This is a genomic window from Luteimonas sp. GW821-FHT14E02, from assembly GCF_058803905.1.
Genome location: NZ_JBXAPK010000005.1, coordinates 72,959 through 87,854, shown reverse-complemented (window position 1 = coordinate 87,854; position 14,896 = coordinate 72,959). Strand labels below are relative to the sequence as shown.

15 protein-coding genes are annotated in these 14,896 nt (G+C 65.1%); 8 read left to right on the top strand and 7 right to left on the bottom strand.

What is annotated here, in order from left to right:
- Positions 1–10: 10 nt before the first annotated feature.
- The 3 genes from pepQ to rdgB all read right to left on the bottom strand — a co-directional run bounded on the left by pepQ (position 11) and on the right by rdgB (position 3,319).
- Positions 11–1,351: a Xaa-Pro dipeptidase gene (gene pepQ / locus AC1RNP_RS09805; RefSeq protein WP_493051295.1), complete on the bottom strand. Its 1,341-nt coding sequence runs from the start codon at positions 1,349–1,351 to the stop codon at positions 11–13.
- 125 nt (positions 1,352–1,476) lie between these two features.
- Positions 1,477–2,673, bottom strand: coding sequence for a radical SAM family heme chaperone HemW (gene hemW / locus AC1RNP_RS09800; RefSeq protein ID WP_493051073.1), 1,197 nt, complete (start codon positions 2,671–2,673; stop codon positions 1,477–1,479).
- Between the two features lie 43 nt (positions 2,674–2,716).
- Complete coding sequence (gene rdgB, locus AC1RNP_RS09795) at positions 2,717–3,319, bottom strand: RdgB/HAM1 family non-canonical purine NTP pyrophosphatase (protein ID WP_493051072.1); 603 nt, start codon at positions 3,317–3,319, stop codon at positions 2,717–2,719.
- A 95-nt stretch (positions 3,320–3,414) separates the two neighbouring features.
- Between rdgB and AC1RNP_RS09790 the strand changes: the two genes are divergently transcribed.
- Positions 3,415–4,224, top strand: a complete 810-nt coding sequence (locus AC1RNP_RS09790) for a crotonase/enoyl-CoA hydratase family protein (RefSeq protein ID WP_493051071.1) — start codon at positions 3,415–3,417, stop codon at positions 4,222–4,224.
- A 63-nt stretch (positions 4,225–4,287) separates the two neighbouring features.
- Here the strand turns inward: AC1RNP_RS09790 and AC1RNP_RS09785 are convergent, their stop codons facing one another.
- Complete coding sequence (locus AC1RNP_RS09785) at positions 4,288–4,677, bottom strand: VOC family protein (protein ID WP_493051070.1); 390 nt, start codon at positions 4,675–4,677, stop codon at positions 4,288–4,290.
- Complete coding sequence (gene rph, locus AC1RNP_RS09780; RefSeq protein ID WP_493051069.1) at positions 4,674–5,408, bottom strand: ribonuclease PH; 735 nt, start codon at positions 5,406–5,408, stop codon at positions 4,674–4,676. The genes AC1RNP_RS09785 and rph overlap by 4 nt, the downstream gene beginning before the upstream one ends.
- Before the next feature lie 144 nt (positions 5,409–5,552).
- On the opposite strand from rph, the gene AC1RNP_RS09775 reads away from it, so the two are divergent.
- From AC1RNP_RS09775 to AC1RNP_RS09760, 4 genes are all read left to right on the top strand, one after another.
- Positions 5,553–6,428: a YicC/YloC family endoribonuclease gene (locus tag AC1RNP_RS09775; protein ID WP_493051068.1), complete on the top strand. Its 876-nt coding sequence runs from the start codon at positions 5,553–5,555 to the stop codon at positions 6,426–6,428.
- A 2-nt stretch (positions 6,429–6,430) separates the two neighbouring features.
- Positions 6,431–7,045, top strand: coding sequence for a guanylate kinase (gene gmk, locus AC1RNP_RS09770; RefSeq protein ID WP_493051067.1), 615 nt, complete (start codon positions 6,431–6,433; stop codon positions 7,043–7,045).
- Positions 7,046–7,184: 139 nt separating this feature from the next.
- Positions 7,185–7,487 carry a DNA-directed RNA polymerase subunit omega gene (rpoZ, locus tag AC1RNP_RS09765; protein ID WP_493051066.1) on the top strand — a complete coding sequence of 101 codons (303 nt, stop codon included), beginning with the start codon at positions 7,185–7,187 and terminating at the stop codon, positions 7,485–7,487.
- Positions 7,488–7,641: 154 nt separating this feature from the next.
- The gene (locus AC1RNP_RS09760) at positions 7,642–9,819 is read left to right on the top strand and encodes a RelA/SpoT family protein (protein ID WP_493051065.1); all 2,178 of its coding nucleotides are present in this window, start codon (positions 7,642–7,644) and stop codon (positions 9,817–9,819) included.
- Positions 9,820–9,875: 56 nt separating this feature from the next.
- Here the strand turns inward: AC1RNP_RS09760 and AC1RNP_RS09755 are convergent, their stop codons facing one another.
- Positions 9,876–10,094: a hypothetical protein gene (locus tag AC1RNP_RS09755; protein ID WP_493051064.1), complete on the bottom strand. Its 219-nt coding sequence runs from the start codon at positions 10,092–10,094 to the stop codon at positions 9,876–9,878.
- A 367-nt stretch (positions 10,095–10,461) separates the two neighbouring features.
- Here AC1RNP_RS09755 and AC1RNP_RS09750 point away from each other — a divergent pair, with 367 nt between their 5' ends.
- On the top strand, positions 10,462–10,845 hold the full coding sequence (locus AC1RNP_RS09750; RefSeq protein WP_493051063.1) for a RidA family protein: 384 nt from the start codon (positions 10,462–10,464) through the stop codon (positions 10,843–10,845).
- Between the two features lie 24 nt (positions 10,846–10,869).
- On the opposite strand, the gene AC1RNP_RS09745 is transcribed toward AC1RNP_RS09750, so the two are convergent.
- A complete protein-coding gene (locus tag AC1RNP_RS09745; protein WP_493051062.1) occupies positions 10,870–12,000 on the bottom strand; it encodes an AraC family transcriptional regulator in 1,131 nt (376 codons plus the stop codon).
- Positions 12,001–12,115: 115 nt separating this feature from the next.
- Between AC1RNP_RS09745 and AC1RNP_RS09740 the strand changes: the two genes are divergently transcribed.
- Together AC1RNP_RS09740 and AC1RNP_RS09735 are read left to right on the top strand one after the other, a co-directional pair.
- Positions 12,116–13,339, top strand: a complete 1,224-nt coding sequence (locus AC1RNP_RS09740; RefSeq protein ID WP_493051061.1) for a parallel beta-helix domain-containing protein — start codon at positions 12,116–12,118, stop codon at positions 13,337–13,339.
- Between the two features lie 439 nt (positions 13,340–13,778).
- Positions 13,779–14,855 carry an SO2930 family diheme c-type cytochrome gene (locus tag AC1RNP_RS09735; RefSeq protein ID WP_493051060.1) on the top strand — a complete coding sequence of 359 codons (1,077 nt, stop codon included), beginning with the start codon at positions 13,779–13,781 and terminating at the stop codon, positions 14,853–14,855.
- Positions 14,856–14,896: the final 41 nt, after the last annotated feature.

Genomic DNA, 14,896 nt, shown 5'->3' with positions numbered 1-14,896 from the left:
GGGACCGGGCTTATTCGGCGGTTTCCTCGAACGCCGGCCGCGTCAGGTTGAGCGGGTCGCCCTCGGTGACCACGATGTCGTCCTCGATGCGGATACCGCCGTAGGGGCGGAAGGCGTCGATGCGGCCCCAATCCACGCTGTCGGCATGCGCCCCCTGCTTCAACTCGTCGAGCAGCAGGTCGATGAAATAGAGGCCGGGTTCGTTGGTGACCACCATGCCCGGCTCCAGCGTGCGCGTCAGGCGCAGGTAGGGATGGCCGTCCGGCTTGGCGATGGTGCCGCCCTGATCCGATTCGGCGAAGCCGGCGACATCGTGCACCTGCAGGCCGATGCCGTGGCCGAGGCCATGCGGGAAGAAGGTGCTGCTGACGCCGGTTTCCACCGCCGCTTCCGGCGAGATCTTCAGGATGCCGAAGTCCTTGAGCACGATCGACAGCGTCAGGTGCGCGTACAGGTGCACCTGGCGGTAATCGTGGCCGGCGCGGTAGCGCTGGGCGATGTCCAGCTGCGCCTTGTCGACGGCGTCGATCAGCGCCTGGAAGTCGCCTTCACCCTCGGCGGCGTAGGTGCGGGTGATGTCGGAGGCGTAGCCGCCGAAGCTGGCGCCGGCATCGATCAGGAAGCTGCGCGCGGGCTTGGGCGGCATGCGGCCGAGCTCGGTGTAATGCAGCACCGCGCCGTGCTCGTTGAGGGCGACGATGTTGTTGTAGGGCAGTTCGGCGGCGTCCTGGCCCACGGCCTGGCAGTAGGCCAGATGGATGCCGAACTCGGAGGCGCCGGCGCGGAATACGCGCTCGGCCGCGCGATGGCCGCGCACGGCGCGACGCGTGGCCTCGCGCATCATCGCGATTTCGTAGGGCGTCTTGTAGGCGCGGTGGTATTCGAGATAGTTCACCACGGCCGGCGGATTGTTCGGCTTGAACGCGCCGTAGTCGCCGAGCGCACTCTGCGGCTCGCCCAGGATGGCGCAGCGCGAGGCGTTCTTCGGCAGGTGTTCGAGTGCGTCGGCGGGCTTGCGGATCACGACGATGTCGAAATGCTCGACCCACCAGCCGCTCGGCGCCTCAGGCACGACGTGCCAATAGTCGAACGGCTGCAGATAGATCAGCTTGGGCTTGGAGCCCGGCGTGTACACCAGCCAGCTGCCGGGATTGCGCGTGAGCGGCACCCAGGCCTTGAATTGCGGGTTGACCGCGTAGGGGTAATCGCGGTCATCGAAGACCTGATAGTGCGACGTGCCGCTGGGGACCACCAGATGATCGAAGCCGCCGCGCGCCAGCGCCTCGTCCGCGCGCTTGCTGACGGTGGCGAGATGCTCGGGATAGAGGGCGCTGAGTTCCTGGAGGTTCATCGGCATGATCTGCGGCGGAAAAAGACGATTTTGCCGCAATTGCCGCGGTCCTGCGCACGAAGCGGTGAGACGGCCCGGCTCCATGGCCGAGGGCGGCCATCATGGCCATCCGGCCGCGAACGGCCTCAGGCGAGGAACAGCGCGATCACGTCGTTCGTGAAGCGCCGGCCCAGATCGGTCGGCACCACGCGATCGCCATTCATCTGCAGCCAGCCGAGTTCGCGCGCGGTGGCGAGCGCGTCGGCGATCGTCGCCCGCGTTAGCCCCGTGCGTGGCTCGAACTGCGCCAGCGAGAACCCTTCGTTTAGCCGCAGCGCATTGAGCATGTATTCGAAGGGCCGCCGCTCGGGCTCGATGCGTTCGTCGCCGCCGATCGCCTGCGGCGTGCCGGCGAAGGCCAGGTAGGCGGCGGGATGCTTGAGCTTCCAGCGCCGCAGGATCGCCTGTTCCGCGCCTAGCGTGATCTTGCCGTGGGCGCCGGCGCCGATGCCGAGATAGTCGCCGAAGCGCCAATAGTTGAGGTTGTGCTCGCACTGGCGGCCCGGACGCGCGTAGGCGCTCACTTCGTACTGCGCGTAGCCGGCGTCGGCGAGCAGGACTTGGCAGCGCTCCTGCATGTCCCAGGCGTCGTCCTCGTCGGGAATCCCGTCCGGTGGTTTGGCCGCGAAGACCGTGTTGGGTTCCAGCGTCAGCTGATAGTGCGAGATATGCGAGGGCTGCAGGGCGACGGCGCGTTCGATGTCGCGCTCGGCCATCGCCAGCGTCTGCTGCGGCAGGGCATACATCAGGTCGAGATTGAAATTGTCGAACCCGGCCTCGCGCGCGAGCGTGACGGCGGCGACGGCCTCGGCGCTGTCGTGGATGCGGCCCAGGCGTTGCAGCGTGGCATCGTCGAAGGTCTGGATGCCGAAGCTGATGCGGTTCACGCCGGCGCTGCGGTAATGCTCGAAGCGGCCGTGTTCGGCGGTGCCGGGGTTGGTTTCCAGCGTGATTTCCAGGTTCGGCGCGAAGCGCAGGCGCGCACTGGCGGCTTGCAGGAAGGCGTCGATGGCTTCGGCGGGGAACAGGCTCGGCGTGCCGCCGCCGAAGAACACGCTGTGGATCGTGCGGCCCCACACCAGCGGCAGGTCGTGGTCGAGATCGGCCAGCAATGCATCGACGTAGGCCGCGAACGGCAATTCGCCACGCTGTTCATGCGAATTGAAATCGCAGTAAGGACATTTGCGCACGCACCAGGGCAGATGCACATAGAGTGAAAGCGGCGGATGCAGCAGCGCGGGCGCCGCTGGCGCATCGACAGGCGTGGAAAGAGGGGTGTTCACGACAATGCGATTGTAGGTGCGAAGCGCGCGGGGCGCCGCGACCTCAGGCGCCGGGCTGCAATTCCGGCAGGCGCCGCTTCAGCTCCGCCAGCGCGCGGGCGCGATGGCTGACCCGGTTCTTGAGCGCATCGTCGATCTCGCCCGCCGACACGCCGTGTTCGGTATCGAAAAACACCGGCTGGTAACCGAAACCCTTGTTGCCCCGGCGCTCGTGCAGGACGCGGCCGTGCCAGACACCTTCGGCGATGACCGGGCGCGGATCGCCGGCGTGCCGCATCAGCACGATCACTGCGTAGAAATGCGCGGTGCGCTGCCCCTCCGGTACGTCCGCGAGGGCAGTCAGCAGCTTGTCGATATTCGCCTCGGCATCGCCATGCTTGGCATAGCGCGCCGAATACAGCCCGGGCGCGCCGCCGAGCGCATCCACGCAGATGCCCGAATCGTCCGCCAGCGCCGGCAGGCCGGTGATCGTGGCGGCGTGGCGGGCCTTGAGCAGGGCGTTCTCGATGAAGGTGCCGCCGGTTTCCTCGGCGTCCTCGACACCGAGATCGGTCTGCGCCACCAGTTCGATGCCGGTATCGGCGAGCAGTTCGCGCAGCTCCACCAGTTTTCCCTGGTTGCTGCTGGCGAGGACGATCCGTTGCATGACGCTCGAAGGAGAGGGCGATGGCCTAGGATAACGCGTCGCGGATGCGGCACAGCAGACTCGGTACGGCAGACTCGGAACAGAGGGAGATGGCGATGGGCGAGCGGGTGCGTTTGGAAGTCTCCGAAAGCGTGGCCCAGGTGACGCTCGCGCGCGGCGACCGCCACAACGGCGTGGACCTGGCGATGCTGCGCGAGATGCGCGCGATCCAGCGAGCACTAGCACGGCGCCGCGACGTGCGCGCGGCGATCGTGCACGGCGACGGGCCCTCGTTCTGCGCGGGACTCGATTTCAAGAGCGTGCTGGCCGATCGCCGCGGCGCGCTGCGCGGCGTGCTGTCGCTATGGCTGCCATGGCGCAACCTGTTCCAGCAATGGAGCGTGGGCTGGCGCGAATTGCCGTTCCCGGTGATCGCGGCTGTGCATGGCAACTGCTTCGGCGCCGGCCTCCAGCTGGCGCTCGGCGCCGATCTTCGCGTGCTGGCGCCGGAAGCGCGGCTGTCGTTCATGGAAGCGCGCTGGGGACTGGTGCCCGACATGGGCGGGATCGCGCTGGTGCGCGAACTGTTGCCGATCGATCGGGCCAAGGATCTGGTGATGAGCGGACGCGTGATCGGCGCCGACGAAGCACTGCGACTTGGTCTGGTGAGCGAAGTCGCCGACGATCCGCTGTCGCGGGCGCGCGAACTCGCCAACGTATTGAGCGCGGGGTCGCCCGATGCGATCGCCGCCGGCAAGTTCCTGCTGCAGGAGGCCTGGCACGGCTCGCTGTCCGAGGCATTGGCGGCGGAACGGCGGCGCCAGCGCAGCTTGATCGGGCGTGCCAATCAGCGCATCGCGATGCGGCGCAACTTAGGTAAGGGCGAGGCGGTGCCCGCGTTCGTCAAGCGCCGCATCGATCACTGAGCAGAAATCCCATCAGTCGTCATTCCGGCAGTGTTCAACAGCCGGAATGATGGGCAAAAACAACTACGCGTTCAGCTGCAGCAGATCCCAGCGATTGCCGTAGAGATCCTCGAACACCGCGACCGTGCCGTAGCCCTCCACGCGCGGTGTTTCCAGAAAACGCACGCCGCGCTCGGACATGGCGGCGTGGTCGCGCCAGAAATCGTCGGTGTGCAGGAAGAAACCGACGCGCCCGCCGGTCTGGTGGCCGATGCTGCGTGCCTGCTCGTCGTCGGAAGCCTGCGCCAGCAGCAAGGCTGTTTCCGCACCGGGTGGCGCGACGCGCACCCAGCGCTTGCCGTCGCCAAGATCGGTGTCCTCGAGCAGGGTGAAGCCCAATGCTCGCGTGTAGAACGCGATCGCCTCGTCGTAGTCGCGCACGACCAGCGCGACCAGGCTGATATGCGGCTTCATCGACCTTCGGCGAGCGCCGCGCGCTGCAATGCGAGCAATTCGCCGACGCCTTTTTCCGCCAGCGCAAGCAGCGCATCCAGTTCATCGCGACGGAAGGCGTGGCCTTCGGCGGTGCCTTGCAGCTCGATGAAACCGCCGCCGTCGTTCATCACCACGTTCATGTCGGTGTCGCAGTCGCTGTCCTCGGCGTAGTCGAGGTCGAGTACCGGCATGCCGCGATAGACACCCACGGAGATCGCGGCGACCGCGCCATGCAGCGGATCGCGTGTGATCTCTTTTTTCGCCTGCAGCCAGCGCACCGCATCGACCAGGGCGACGTAGGCGCCGGTGATCGCCGCGGTGCGGGTGCCGCCGTCGGCCTGCAGCACGTCGCAGTCGAGGGTGATGGTGCGTTCGCCGAGCGCGCCGCGATCGACGCAGGCGCGCAGGGCGCGGCCGATCAGGCGCTGGATTTCCAGCGTGCGTCCGCCCTGCTTGCCGCGCGCGGCCTCGCGATCGCCGCGGGTATGCGTGGCGCGCGGCAACATGCCGTACTCGGCCGTCACCCAGCCCTCGCCCTTGCCGCGCAGGAACGGCGGCACGCGGTTCTCGACGCTGGCGGTGCACAGCACGCGGGTTTCACCAAAGGAAATCAGTACGGAACCTTCCGCATGGCGCGTGTAGGCACGTTCAATGCGCACCTCGCGCAACTGGTCGGGGGCGCGGCCGCTAGGGCGAGTCGGGGAGTTCATCGGTGCAAGTTTAGTGGAGAAGCGGGTCGTCCGGCGCGGGAGCAGGCGGGAAACGATCTGTGCCGGTTTCCGCCAACCCTGCGCCTTTTCCCGGCCTGAGGCATACTGCTGCGCCAATTCAGCACGTCCCTATAGGTTCTCGGCATGATCCGCAGCATGACCGCCTTCGCCTCGGGCGAGCGCAATATCGCCGACGGGGGCACGCTCGGCTGCGAGCTGCGCGCGGTCAATCATCGCTTCCTCGAACTGGGCATTCGGCTGCCGGACGAGTTGCGCGCGCTGGAATCTTCGTTGCGCGAGCGCGTGGGCGCGCGCGTCTCGCGCGGCAAGGTCGATCTCACCTTGCGCCTGCGTTCGAGTGAAGGCGGCGACACGCTGCAGATCAACCTCGCGCGCATCGGCCAGCTTTCCGAACTGGCGCTGGACCTGCAGGCGCGCTTTTCCGGCCTGCGCGTCGAACTGACGGACCTGCTGCAGTTCCCCGGCGTGCTGCAATCGAAGGCGAGCGACCCCGCGGCATTGCAGGCCGAAGCGCTGGCGCTGCTCGATACCGTGCTCGACGATTTCCTCGCTACGCGCGCGCGCGAGGGCGGCAAGCTGGTCACGGCCATCCTCGAACGCGTCGACGCCATCGCCCGGCTCGCCGGCGACGCACGCGCCCTGATGCCGATGATCCGCGCCGGCCAGCGCGCCAAGCTCGAAGCGCGGCTGGCCGATCTGATGCAGCCCGGCCCCAACAAGTTCGAGACCGGGCGCGTCGAGCAGGAACTGGTGCTGTGGCTGCAGAAGCTCGATGTCGACGAGGAGCTCGACCGCCTCGACAGCCACATCGTGGAGATCCGCCGCATCTTCACCCAACGCGAACCGGTCGGCCGCCGCCTGGATTTCCTGCTGCAGGAATTCAACCGCGAAGCCAACACGCTCGGATCGAAATCCGTCGACACCCGCACCACCAACATTGCAGTGGAATTGAAGGTGCTGATCGACCAGATCCGCGAACAGGTACAGAACATCGAATGAGCATGCGCGGCACCCTTTTCATCGTCGCCGCCCCGTCGGGCGCCGGCAAATCCAGCATCGTCAATGCCTGCCTGGCGCGCGATCCGAACATTGCGCTGTCGATCTCGTTCACCTCGCGCAGCCCGCGTCCGGGCGAGCGCCATGCCGAGCACTATCACTTCATCGGCAAGGACGAGTTCCAGCGCATGATCGATGCCGGCGATTTCTTCGAATACGCGCTGGTGCACGGCGACTGGAAGGGCACGGCCAAGCAATCGGTGGAGCCGCAGCTGTCCGCCGGCCGCGACGTGCTGCTGGAAATCGACTGGCAGGGCGCGCGCCAGGTACGGGTGCAGATGCCGGACGCGGTGAGCGTGTTCATCCTGCCGCCCTCGCGCGCCGCGCTCGACGAGCGCATGCGCAAGCGCGGGCAGGACAGCGAGGCGGTGATGGCGCAGCGCCTGGCCGCTGCGCGCGAGGAGATGTCGCATTACGACGAGTTCGACTACGTGATCGTCAACGAGGTCTTCGAGACCGCGGTGGACGAGATGTGCGCGATCTTCATCGCCAGCCGCCTGCGCCGCGAGGCCCAGGCGGTCCGGCATGCCGGACTGATCGACACCTTGCTGAACACGTGATTTTGGCCCGGCCTGGATGGCGAAATCCGGTCTAAATCATTGACTTTAAAGATTTGGCTTGCGAATTGCGGGCCGAATCCCCATAATTCCCGCCCCCTTTCTTGATTGAGTCGACGGCCCTTAGGCCGCCGGGAGTGTTATGGCCCGCATCACCGTAGAAGATTGCCTGGAAGTGGTCGATAACCGCTTCGAACTCGTCATGATGGCTGCCAGGCGCGCGCGCCAGCTGGCCAACGGCGTCGAGCCGCAGCTGGACAACAGCGAGCACGACGACAAGCCGACCGTGCTGGCACTGCGCGAGATCGCCGCGCGCCGCATCGATACGAGCTTCATCGAAGCCGTCGACAAGTCCGAGCGCGAGCGCAAGGAGCGCGAGGCGCTGGAATGGGCCGCCGCCGAAGTGGTCGCCGACGACGACATGTCGAAGGGCGACGACCTGTAAGACGACGATCCATGAAAACAGCGGTTTGGAACGGGAATGCTGCATTCGCACAGACCTAGCCCCGAATACGATTGCAACGGCCCGCCTCGGCGGGCCGTTGTCTTTTTGTGAATCCCCACTCCCGAATCGCGAATCCCGGCCTTATCCTCAGAGGATGACGCCCGCCGAACCTGCCCTTCGCCATGTGCCCGTGCCCGCCGACGAGGCGGTGCCGGACTACGTGCGCGACCTCGAACAGGCCACCGGCTACCTCCCGGACGACCAGCGCCTGCTGCTGCGCCGTGCCTGGGCGGTGGGCGCGGCGGCGCATGCCGGGCAGACGCGCAAATCGGGCGAGCCCTACATCACGCATCCGGTCGCGGTGGCGCGGGTACTGGCCGAGCAGCATGTCGACGTGGAGACCCTGGTCGCCGCGATCCTGCACGACACCATCGAGGACACGCCGCTCACGCGCGAGGAACTCGCCGGCCAGTTCGGCGAAACCGTCGCGGAACTGGTCGACGGCGTCACCAAGCTGGACAAGCTGAAGTTCCAGGACCGCAAGGAAGCCGCCGCCGAAAGCTTCCGCAAGATGCTGCTGGCGATGGCGCGCGACCTGCGCGTGATCCTGATCAAGCTCGCCGACCGCCTGCACAACATGCGCACGCTCGGCGCGCAGTCGCTGGAGGCGCGCGAGCGCATCGCGCGCGAGACGCTGGAAATCTACGCGCCGATCGCGCAGCGCCTGGGCATGAACCTGATCAAGTCGGAGCTGCAGGATCTCGGCTTCCACACCCTGCATCCGGTGCGCCACCTGGTGCTGGAGAAGCGCATCCGCTCGCAGCCGCTTGTGCGGCGCGAAGCCATGGCCAAGATCGAGGCGCAACTGGCGCAGCGGCTCACCAACGAGGGCCTGCAGTACCGCCTCGTGAGCCGGGTGAAATCGCCGTGGAGCATCTACAGCAAGATGCAGGCGGAAGGAAAAACCTTCGCCCAGGTGATGGATGTGTTCGGCTTCCGCATCATCGTCGCCTCGGTGGCGGATTGTTATCACGCGCTCGGTGTGGCGCATTCGGTGTACAAGCCGCTCGATGGCCGTTTCCGCGACTTCATCGCGATCCCGAAGGCCAACGGCTACCAGTCGCTGCACACGGTGCTGTTCGGGCCGTATGGCTCACCGATCGAGGTGCAGATCCGCACCGAGGAGATGGACCTGATCGCCGAGCGCGGCATCGCCGCGCACTGGGCCTACAAGCACGGCGCCGGCACGCCCAACAGCGCGCAGACGCGCGCGCATTCGTGGATCGCCAACCTGCTCGAATCGCAGCGCGCGACCGGTTCCTCGCTCGAATTCCTGGAGAACGTCAAGGTCGACCTGTTCCCGGACGAGGTCTACCTGTTCACGCCCAAGGGCGACATCCTTTCGCTGCCGCGCAATTCCACCGCGCTCGATTTCGCCTATGCCGTGCACACCGACGTCGGCAACCAGGCGGTGGCCGCGCGCGTGGACCGCAAGCTGGTGCCGCTGCGCACCAAGCTCACCAGCGGGCAGAAGATCGAGATCATCACCGCCAAGTCGTCCTCGCCAAAGCCGCAGTGGCTGGAGTTCGTCGTCACCAGCAAGGCGCGCACCGCGATCCGGCATCAGCTCAAGCATCTCGAGCACGAGGATGCGGTGCAGCTCGGGCATCGCATGCTCGATCGCGCGCTGGAGGATCTCGGCAGTTCACTCGAACGCTTGCCGGTGTCGCTGCTGGATGCGTATCTGAGCGAGTTCCGCTACCCGCGTCTGGAAGAACTGCTCGCCGACATCGCGCTGGGCAATCGCATGCCGGCACAGGTGGCGCAGACGTTGGCCAAGCAGGGCGCGAATCTGCCGCAGCCACCGGGCAACGTGCGCGTGCCGCGCGACGGCGATCGCATCCTGATCACCGGCAACGAGCGCGGCGTGGTGACGTTCGCGCAGTGCTGCATGCCGATTCCGGGCGACGAGATCATGGGGTATCACACGACGGGGCGTGGCATCGTCGTGCATCGCCTGGATTGTCCGAACGTGGCGGAGTATCGGAAGTCGCCGGAACGATGGGTGGCGATTGGCTGGGATCGCGAGGTGAGTGGCGATTTCCAGGTGGCGTTGCGGATCGAGGTCGGGAATCGGCCCGGGGTGTTGGCGCAGGTGGCGGCGGCGATCGCGCAGGCGGAATCGAATATCGACGGTGTCGAATATTTGGAGCGCGATACGAATGTGGCGGCGATTCGGTTTTCGATCGAGGTGCGGGATCGGGAGCATTTGGCGGAAGTGATTCGGCGCGTGCGGCGGTTGGGTGTGGTGCATGGGGTGCAGCGGGTCTGAGGTTTGGTTCGTTGTGATTGCGGAAATGGGGGGCGGGCATCACCTTTGTTGTTGTTTCAGTGGTGTTGTCGTTTCAGTGAAAGCTGGAATGCACTTGGTTTTTTCTGTTGCTGTTGCTCGTCATTCCGGTGGAAGCCGGAATCCAGCTTTTGGCTTGATCGTCGTCCCAGCGAAAGCTGGGATCCATTTGGCTTTTGCTGTTGTTGTTGCTTGTTGAAGATCAAAGGCGTTTCGTCCGCTGCGCGGCCGAGTTCATTTCTTTTGATAAGCGTCAAAAGAAACGAACCAAAGAAAAACGCTTTTCCCGACGAAGCAGCCCCAGAGTTTCATTGCTATCGGGATTTTTCGACTCGCCATCCATGGCTCGGTCGAAAAACGGCGCACATCCTGTGCGCCGCCCTCCGGGTCTCCGGCTGGTGAGGGCGTTCAAGCATCTTTAGAAGCGAAAGGCGAAGCAAAGCCGAGCAAAGCTTTTTTCTTTGGTTCGTTTCTTTTGGGGCTTACCAAAAGAAATGAACTCGCCCCTTCAGGGGCGAAACGCTTTTGACTTTGAAGAAGAGATGTCGGCCCCCGAACACCACTTACCTGGTGCGACAGAAAAAAGGATTAAACTCAAGAACCGTCCAAGCGTCTCAACAAACCATGCCCCGCATCCCGATCAGCACCGACCAAGCCCCATCCGCCATCGGCCCGTATTCGCAGGCCACGCGTGCCGGCAATATCGTATTTCTCTCCGGCCAGATCGCACTCGATCCAGCAACCGGCAATCTGGTCGAAGGCGGCGTCGAAGAACAGGCGCGTCGTGCGTTCGAGAATTTGAAGGCCGTGTGCGCCGCGGCCGGCGGTTCGCTCGACGACGTGGTGCGTGTCGGGCTCTATCTCACCGATCTGGGCGCTTTCGCCGAAGTCAATGCGGTGATGGGCGAATACTTCAAGGCGCCTTACCCCGCGCGCTCCACCGTCGAAGTGTCAGCGCTGCCGAAGGGCGTGCAGTTCGAAGTGGACGCGATCCTGGTGTTGGGGTGAGAGGTCGCGCGCTGGCGAACGCCTTCAAGGTGTTCGCTGCGGCCTCGAACGTCCCGCCATGGATGGCCGGGGCGGAGATTCCGAAGTCGATGGTCTTGCGCCATGGATGGCGTGGGGATTGGAAGATCTTCGTGCCTCGCGCGGTGCGACGCCGGTCCAGCGTTTGAACGCGCGCCGGAATTCGCGCGCGTCGCGAAAACCGACGCGCGCGCCGATCTGTGTGATCGACAGCTGGCCTTCGCGTAGCAAGTCATGGGCGCGTTCGCTGCGTAGCTGATCATGCATTTCCTTGAACCCGAAGCCTGCGGCGGACAGTTGCCGGCGCAGGGTGCGTTCGGTGAGATGCAGGTCGGCGGCGATGTCGGCGAGTCTCGGGTTTTCCTGCAGGCGTTCGCGCAGCAGGTTGCGCACGGTGGCGACGATCTCGCTGGCGCCCTGTCCATCCGGCATCATCGCGCGGCATAGCGCGAGCGCTTGTTGCGCGCTGACCGGGTTGTAGGTCGGCAGTGCGTAGGTCATCCAATTGGTGTCGATCATGACGCGGTTGCGTGGCATGCCGAAACGCACTTCGCATTCGAACAGCGCGTCGTATTCCGCCGCGTAGGCTGGCGCGGGGTAGGAGAGTTCCAGGCGTCGCGGCTTGAAGTTCGCGCCGACCAGTCCGCGGCATAGCATCAGCGTGCTTGCGAACAGTTCCTCGCACAGGAACGGCAGGATCTGCGGCTCCTGCGCGCGCGGGTGCGCGACCATCGCCACCACGCCGGATTCGGAAGTGTCGAGTTCGAGATCCATCAGTCCGCCGGACACCGGCGCATATTGCAATCCGACGCCGACCGCGTCGCCGAACGTGCGCGCGGTCATCATCGCCAGGCCGAGCAGTCCGAAATTGCCGATGTTCTGCCGTCGGCCTAAACGCAGGCCGAGATCGGGAAGCGGCAGCGCACGCAACGCGCGCTGCACGATGCGGCTGGCCTGTCGGTAGGAGACGCGCACGCTGGCATCGTCGATCTGCGCGCGCGACAGTCGTAGTCCGGCGAACCATGGTTCGCAGGGGACGCCCTGTTCGTCGGCGACCATGCACAGCCCGGACAGGATGTTGGTGGCGTTGCTGGCGGTGGTGAGCCGAGGGTCGATGGGCGGGTGTGGCGAGCGCATCAAATTGTCCGTTTTTCCCCCCGTCAGTATGCCGTGATTGCCCTCCACTTGCGACGGTGCGCGTCGGAGACTGGAATGCGCAGGCTGGCGCGGCGCCGGTCGTGGAGAGGATGCGATGACGCGCACATTTTTGGCCTTGGCCATGCTCGGATTGTTGGCAGGTTGCGGCCGCGACGGCGGGAGCGCGTCGGATACGCCAGCCGCGCCTGCGGCGAACGCCGAGTTCCAGAAAACCCTGCAACAACGCCTGCTCGATGCGAAGACCGGCGAGGTCATCGAGATTCCCGCCGGCCGCTACACCTTCGATCGCAGCCTGAGCCTGCGCGTGAACGGCGTGACCATCCGCGGCGCCGGCCAGGACAAGACCGTGCTCAGCTTCAAGGGACAGAAGTCCGGTGCGGAAGGGCTGATCGTCAACGCCGACAACTTCACGCTGGAGAACCTCGCGATCGAGGACAGCAAGGGCGACGGCCTGAAGGTCAACGAGGGCGAGAACATCGTCATTCGCGGCGTGCGCGTGGAATGGACCAACGGGCCGGATACCGACAACGGCGCCTACGGCCTGTATCCGGTGCAGAGCAAGAACGTGCTGATCGAGGATTCTGTGGTGATTGGTGCCTCCGACGCCGGCATCTACGTCGGCCAGTCGCAGAACATCGTGGTGCGCCGCAACCGTGCCGAGCGCAACGTTGCCGGCATCGAGATCGAGAACTGCATCGGCGCTGACGTGCACGACAACGTCGCCACCGAGAACACCGGCGGCATCCTGGTGTTCAACATGCCGGACCTGCCGCAGCCGGGGCACACCACGCGCGTGTTCAACAACAAGATCTTCAAGAACAACACCGACAATTTCGGCCGCAAGGGCACGGCGGTAGCCAGCGTGCCGGCGGGGTCGGGCGTGGTGATCATGTCCAACGACGACGTGGAGATCTTCGGCAACGAGGTGTCCGACAACAAGACGGCCAACGTTATCATCGCCAGCCACTACTCGGCCGGCTACGAGGGCAAGTACAAGCCGGCGCCGACGTTCGATCCATATCCTGAGCGCATCTACGTGCACGACAACAAGTTCTCCGGCGGCGGCGATTCGCCGGATGGGCTCGAGTTGAAGGCGCTGAAGCTGGCGATGTTCGGACTGGGTGGCCATCTGCCTGACGTGATGTGGGACGGTTACGTCAACAGCAAGCGCACCGAGGGGCCGCAGATCTGCATCCAGGGCGCTTCGGGCGTCATCAATGCCGATGGTCCCAACAAGAACAAGAATCCGAAAGCGGATGCCGCGCCGTTCAACTGCAAGCTGGAGTCGTTGCCGCCGGTGACGCTGCAACTTGGTTAACGGGATGGCGAGGGTTCGCTTCGCTCTTGTTCGTCATTCCCGCGAAGGTGGGACTCCTTGGGCGTTGCCTTTGCTCGTTGTTCCCGCGAAGGCAGGAGTCTGGCGAGTTTGCTTTTCCGTCTTTGCCTTTGTTGAAAGGCAAAAGCGTTTCGTCCGCTGCGCGGCCGAGTTCATTTCTTTTGATAAGCGTCAAAAGAAACGAACCAAAGAAAAACGCTTTCCCCGACGAAGCAGCCCCAGTGTTTCGTTGCTATCGGGATTTTTCGACTCGCCATCCATGGCTCGGTCGAAAAACGGCGCACATCCCTGTGCGCCGCCCTCCGGGTCTCCGGTTGGCAGGGGTGCTCAGACATCCTTAGAGGCGAAAACGCGATTTCACTGGCTTTCTGCGATGGTGGTGGCGGGATTGCTCGCCGCTTGCGCGCGAGAGCCCGCGCCTGTGCAGTTCCACGCCGACGGCTACCCGCCCAAGCTCAGCGACTGGCACGTGGTGAGCAGTGACGGCCAGCAGCTGGCCCTGAACAAGGGCGTGATGCCGTTCGATCTCAACACGCCGCTGTTCTCCGATTACGCGCACAAGCTGCGCACGGTGTGGATGCCGAACGGACAGGCGGCGAAGTACGAAGCCGATGAAGCCTTCGATTTCCCGGTCGGCACGATCTTCAGCAAGACGTTCTTCTATCCCAAGGCAGGCAAGGCCGCGGACGGCAGCGATGCGGTGGCGCGCACCTACGACGAATCGCGCGACCGCAGCGGCGAAGGGCTGGATCTGCGCAATGTGCGCATGGTCGAGACGCGTCTACTGGTACGACGCAAGGACGGCTGGGTGGCGCTGGCCTACGTCTGGAACCAGGAACAGACCGAGGCCGAGTTGATGCGCACCGGGGACAGCGTGCCGCTGCAACTGGTGGCGGCCGACGGCAGCCGCGAGGATTTCACCTACCAGGTGCCGGACCAGAACCAGTGCGCCGGTTGTCACGCCAGCAACAACACCACGCGACTGATCCAGCCACTGGGGCCGAAGGCACGGCATCTCAACCGTGAATACGCTTATGCATCCGGCAACGAAAACCAGCTGCAGCACTGGGCGAAGCTCGGTTATCTCGCCGGTACGCCAACGGGCACGTTGCCGCGCAACGCCAATTGGCGCGATGCCGCTCATGCCAGCCTCGAGTCCCGTGCCCGCGCCTATCTCGACATCAACTGCGCGCATTGCCACAACGCCAAGGGGCCGGCTGACACGTCGGGGCTGCTGCTGGAGATCGGCAGCCGCGATCCGCGTCACCTCGGCCTGTGCAAGCCGCCGGTGGCCGCGGGGCGCGGCACGGGCGATCGACGCTACGGCATCGTGCCCGGCAAACCGGACGAGTCGATTATGGTCTACCGTATGGACAGCGACGATCCCGGCGTGATGATGCCGGAGCTGGGTCGCGACGTGGTGCATCGCGAGGGTGTCGAGCTGATCCGGGAATGGATCGCCGCGATGGAAACAGGAGGCTGCGAGGCAGCGGGCTGAAGCCGAGGGAGCCAGGGAATGGCAACACAATCAACGCTAGG

Coding starts and splice junctions, on each gene's coding strand:
- pepQ (WP_493051295.1), bottom strand. CDS start 1,351: ATGAACCTCCAGGAACTCAGCGCCCTCTATCCCGAGCATCTCGCCACC.
- rdgB (WP_493051072.1), bottom strand. CDS start 3,319: ATGCAACGGATCGTCCTCGCCAGCAGCAACCAGGGAAAACTGGTGGAG.
- AC1RNP_RS09790 (WP_493051071.1), top strand. CDS start 3,415: ATGGGCGAGCGGGTGCGTTTGGAAGTCTCCGAAAGCGTGGCCCAGGTG.
- AC1RNP_RS09785 (WP_493051070.1), bottom strand. CDS start 4,677: ATGAAGCCGCATATCAGCCTGGTCGCGCTGGTCGTGCGCGACTACGAC.
- rph (WP_493051069.1), bottom strand. CDS start 5,408: ATGAACTCCCCGACTCGCCCTAGCGGCCGCGCCCCCGACCAGTTGCGC.
- AC1RNP_RS09775 (WP_493051068.1), top strand. CDS start 5,553: ATGATCCGCAGCATGACCGCCTTCGCCTCGGGCGAGCGCAATATCGCC.
- gmk (WP_493051067.1), top strand. CDS start 6,431: ATGCGCGGCACCCTTTTCATCGTCGCCGCCCCGTCGGGCGCCGGCAAA.
- rpoZ (WP_493051066.1), top strand. CDS start 7,185: ATGGCCCGCATCACCGTAGAAGATTGCCTGGAAGTGGTCGATAACCGC.
- AC1RNP_RS09760 (WP_493051065.1), top strand. CDS start 7,642: ATGACGCCCGCCGAACCTGCCCTTCGCCATGTGCCCGTGCCCGCCGAC.
- AC1RNP_RS09750 (WP_493051063.1), top strand. CDS start 10,462: ATGCCCCGCATCCCGATCAGCACCGACCAAGCCCCATCCGCCATCGGC.
- AC1RNP_RS09745 (WP_493051062.1), bottom strand. CDS start 12,000: ATGCGCTCGCCACACCCGCCCATCGACCCTCGGCTCACCACCGCCAGC.
- AC1RNP_RS09740 (WP_493051061.1), top strand. CDS start 12,116: ATGACGCGCACATTTTTGGCCTTGGCCATGCTCGGATTGTTGGCAGGT.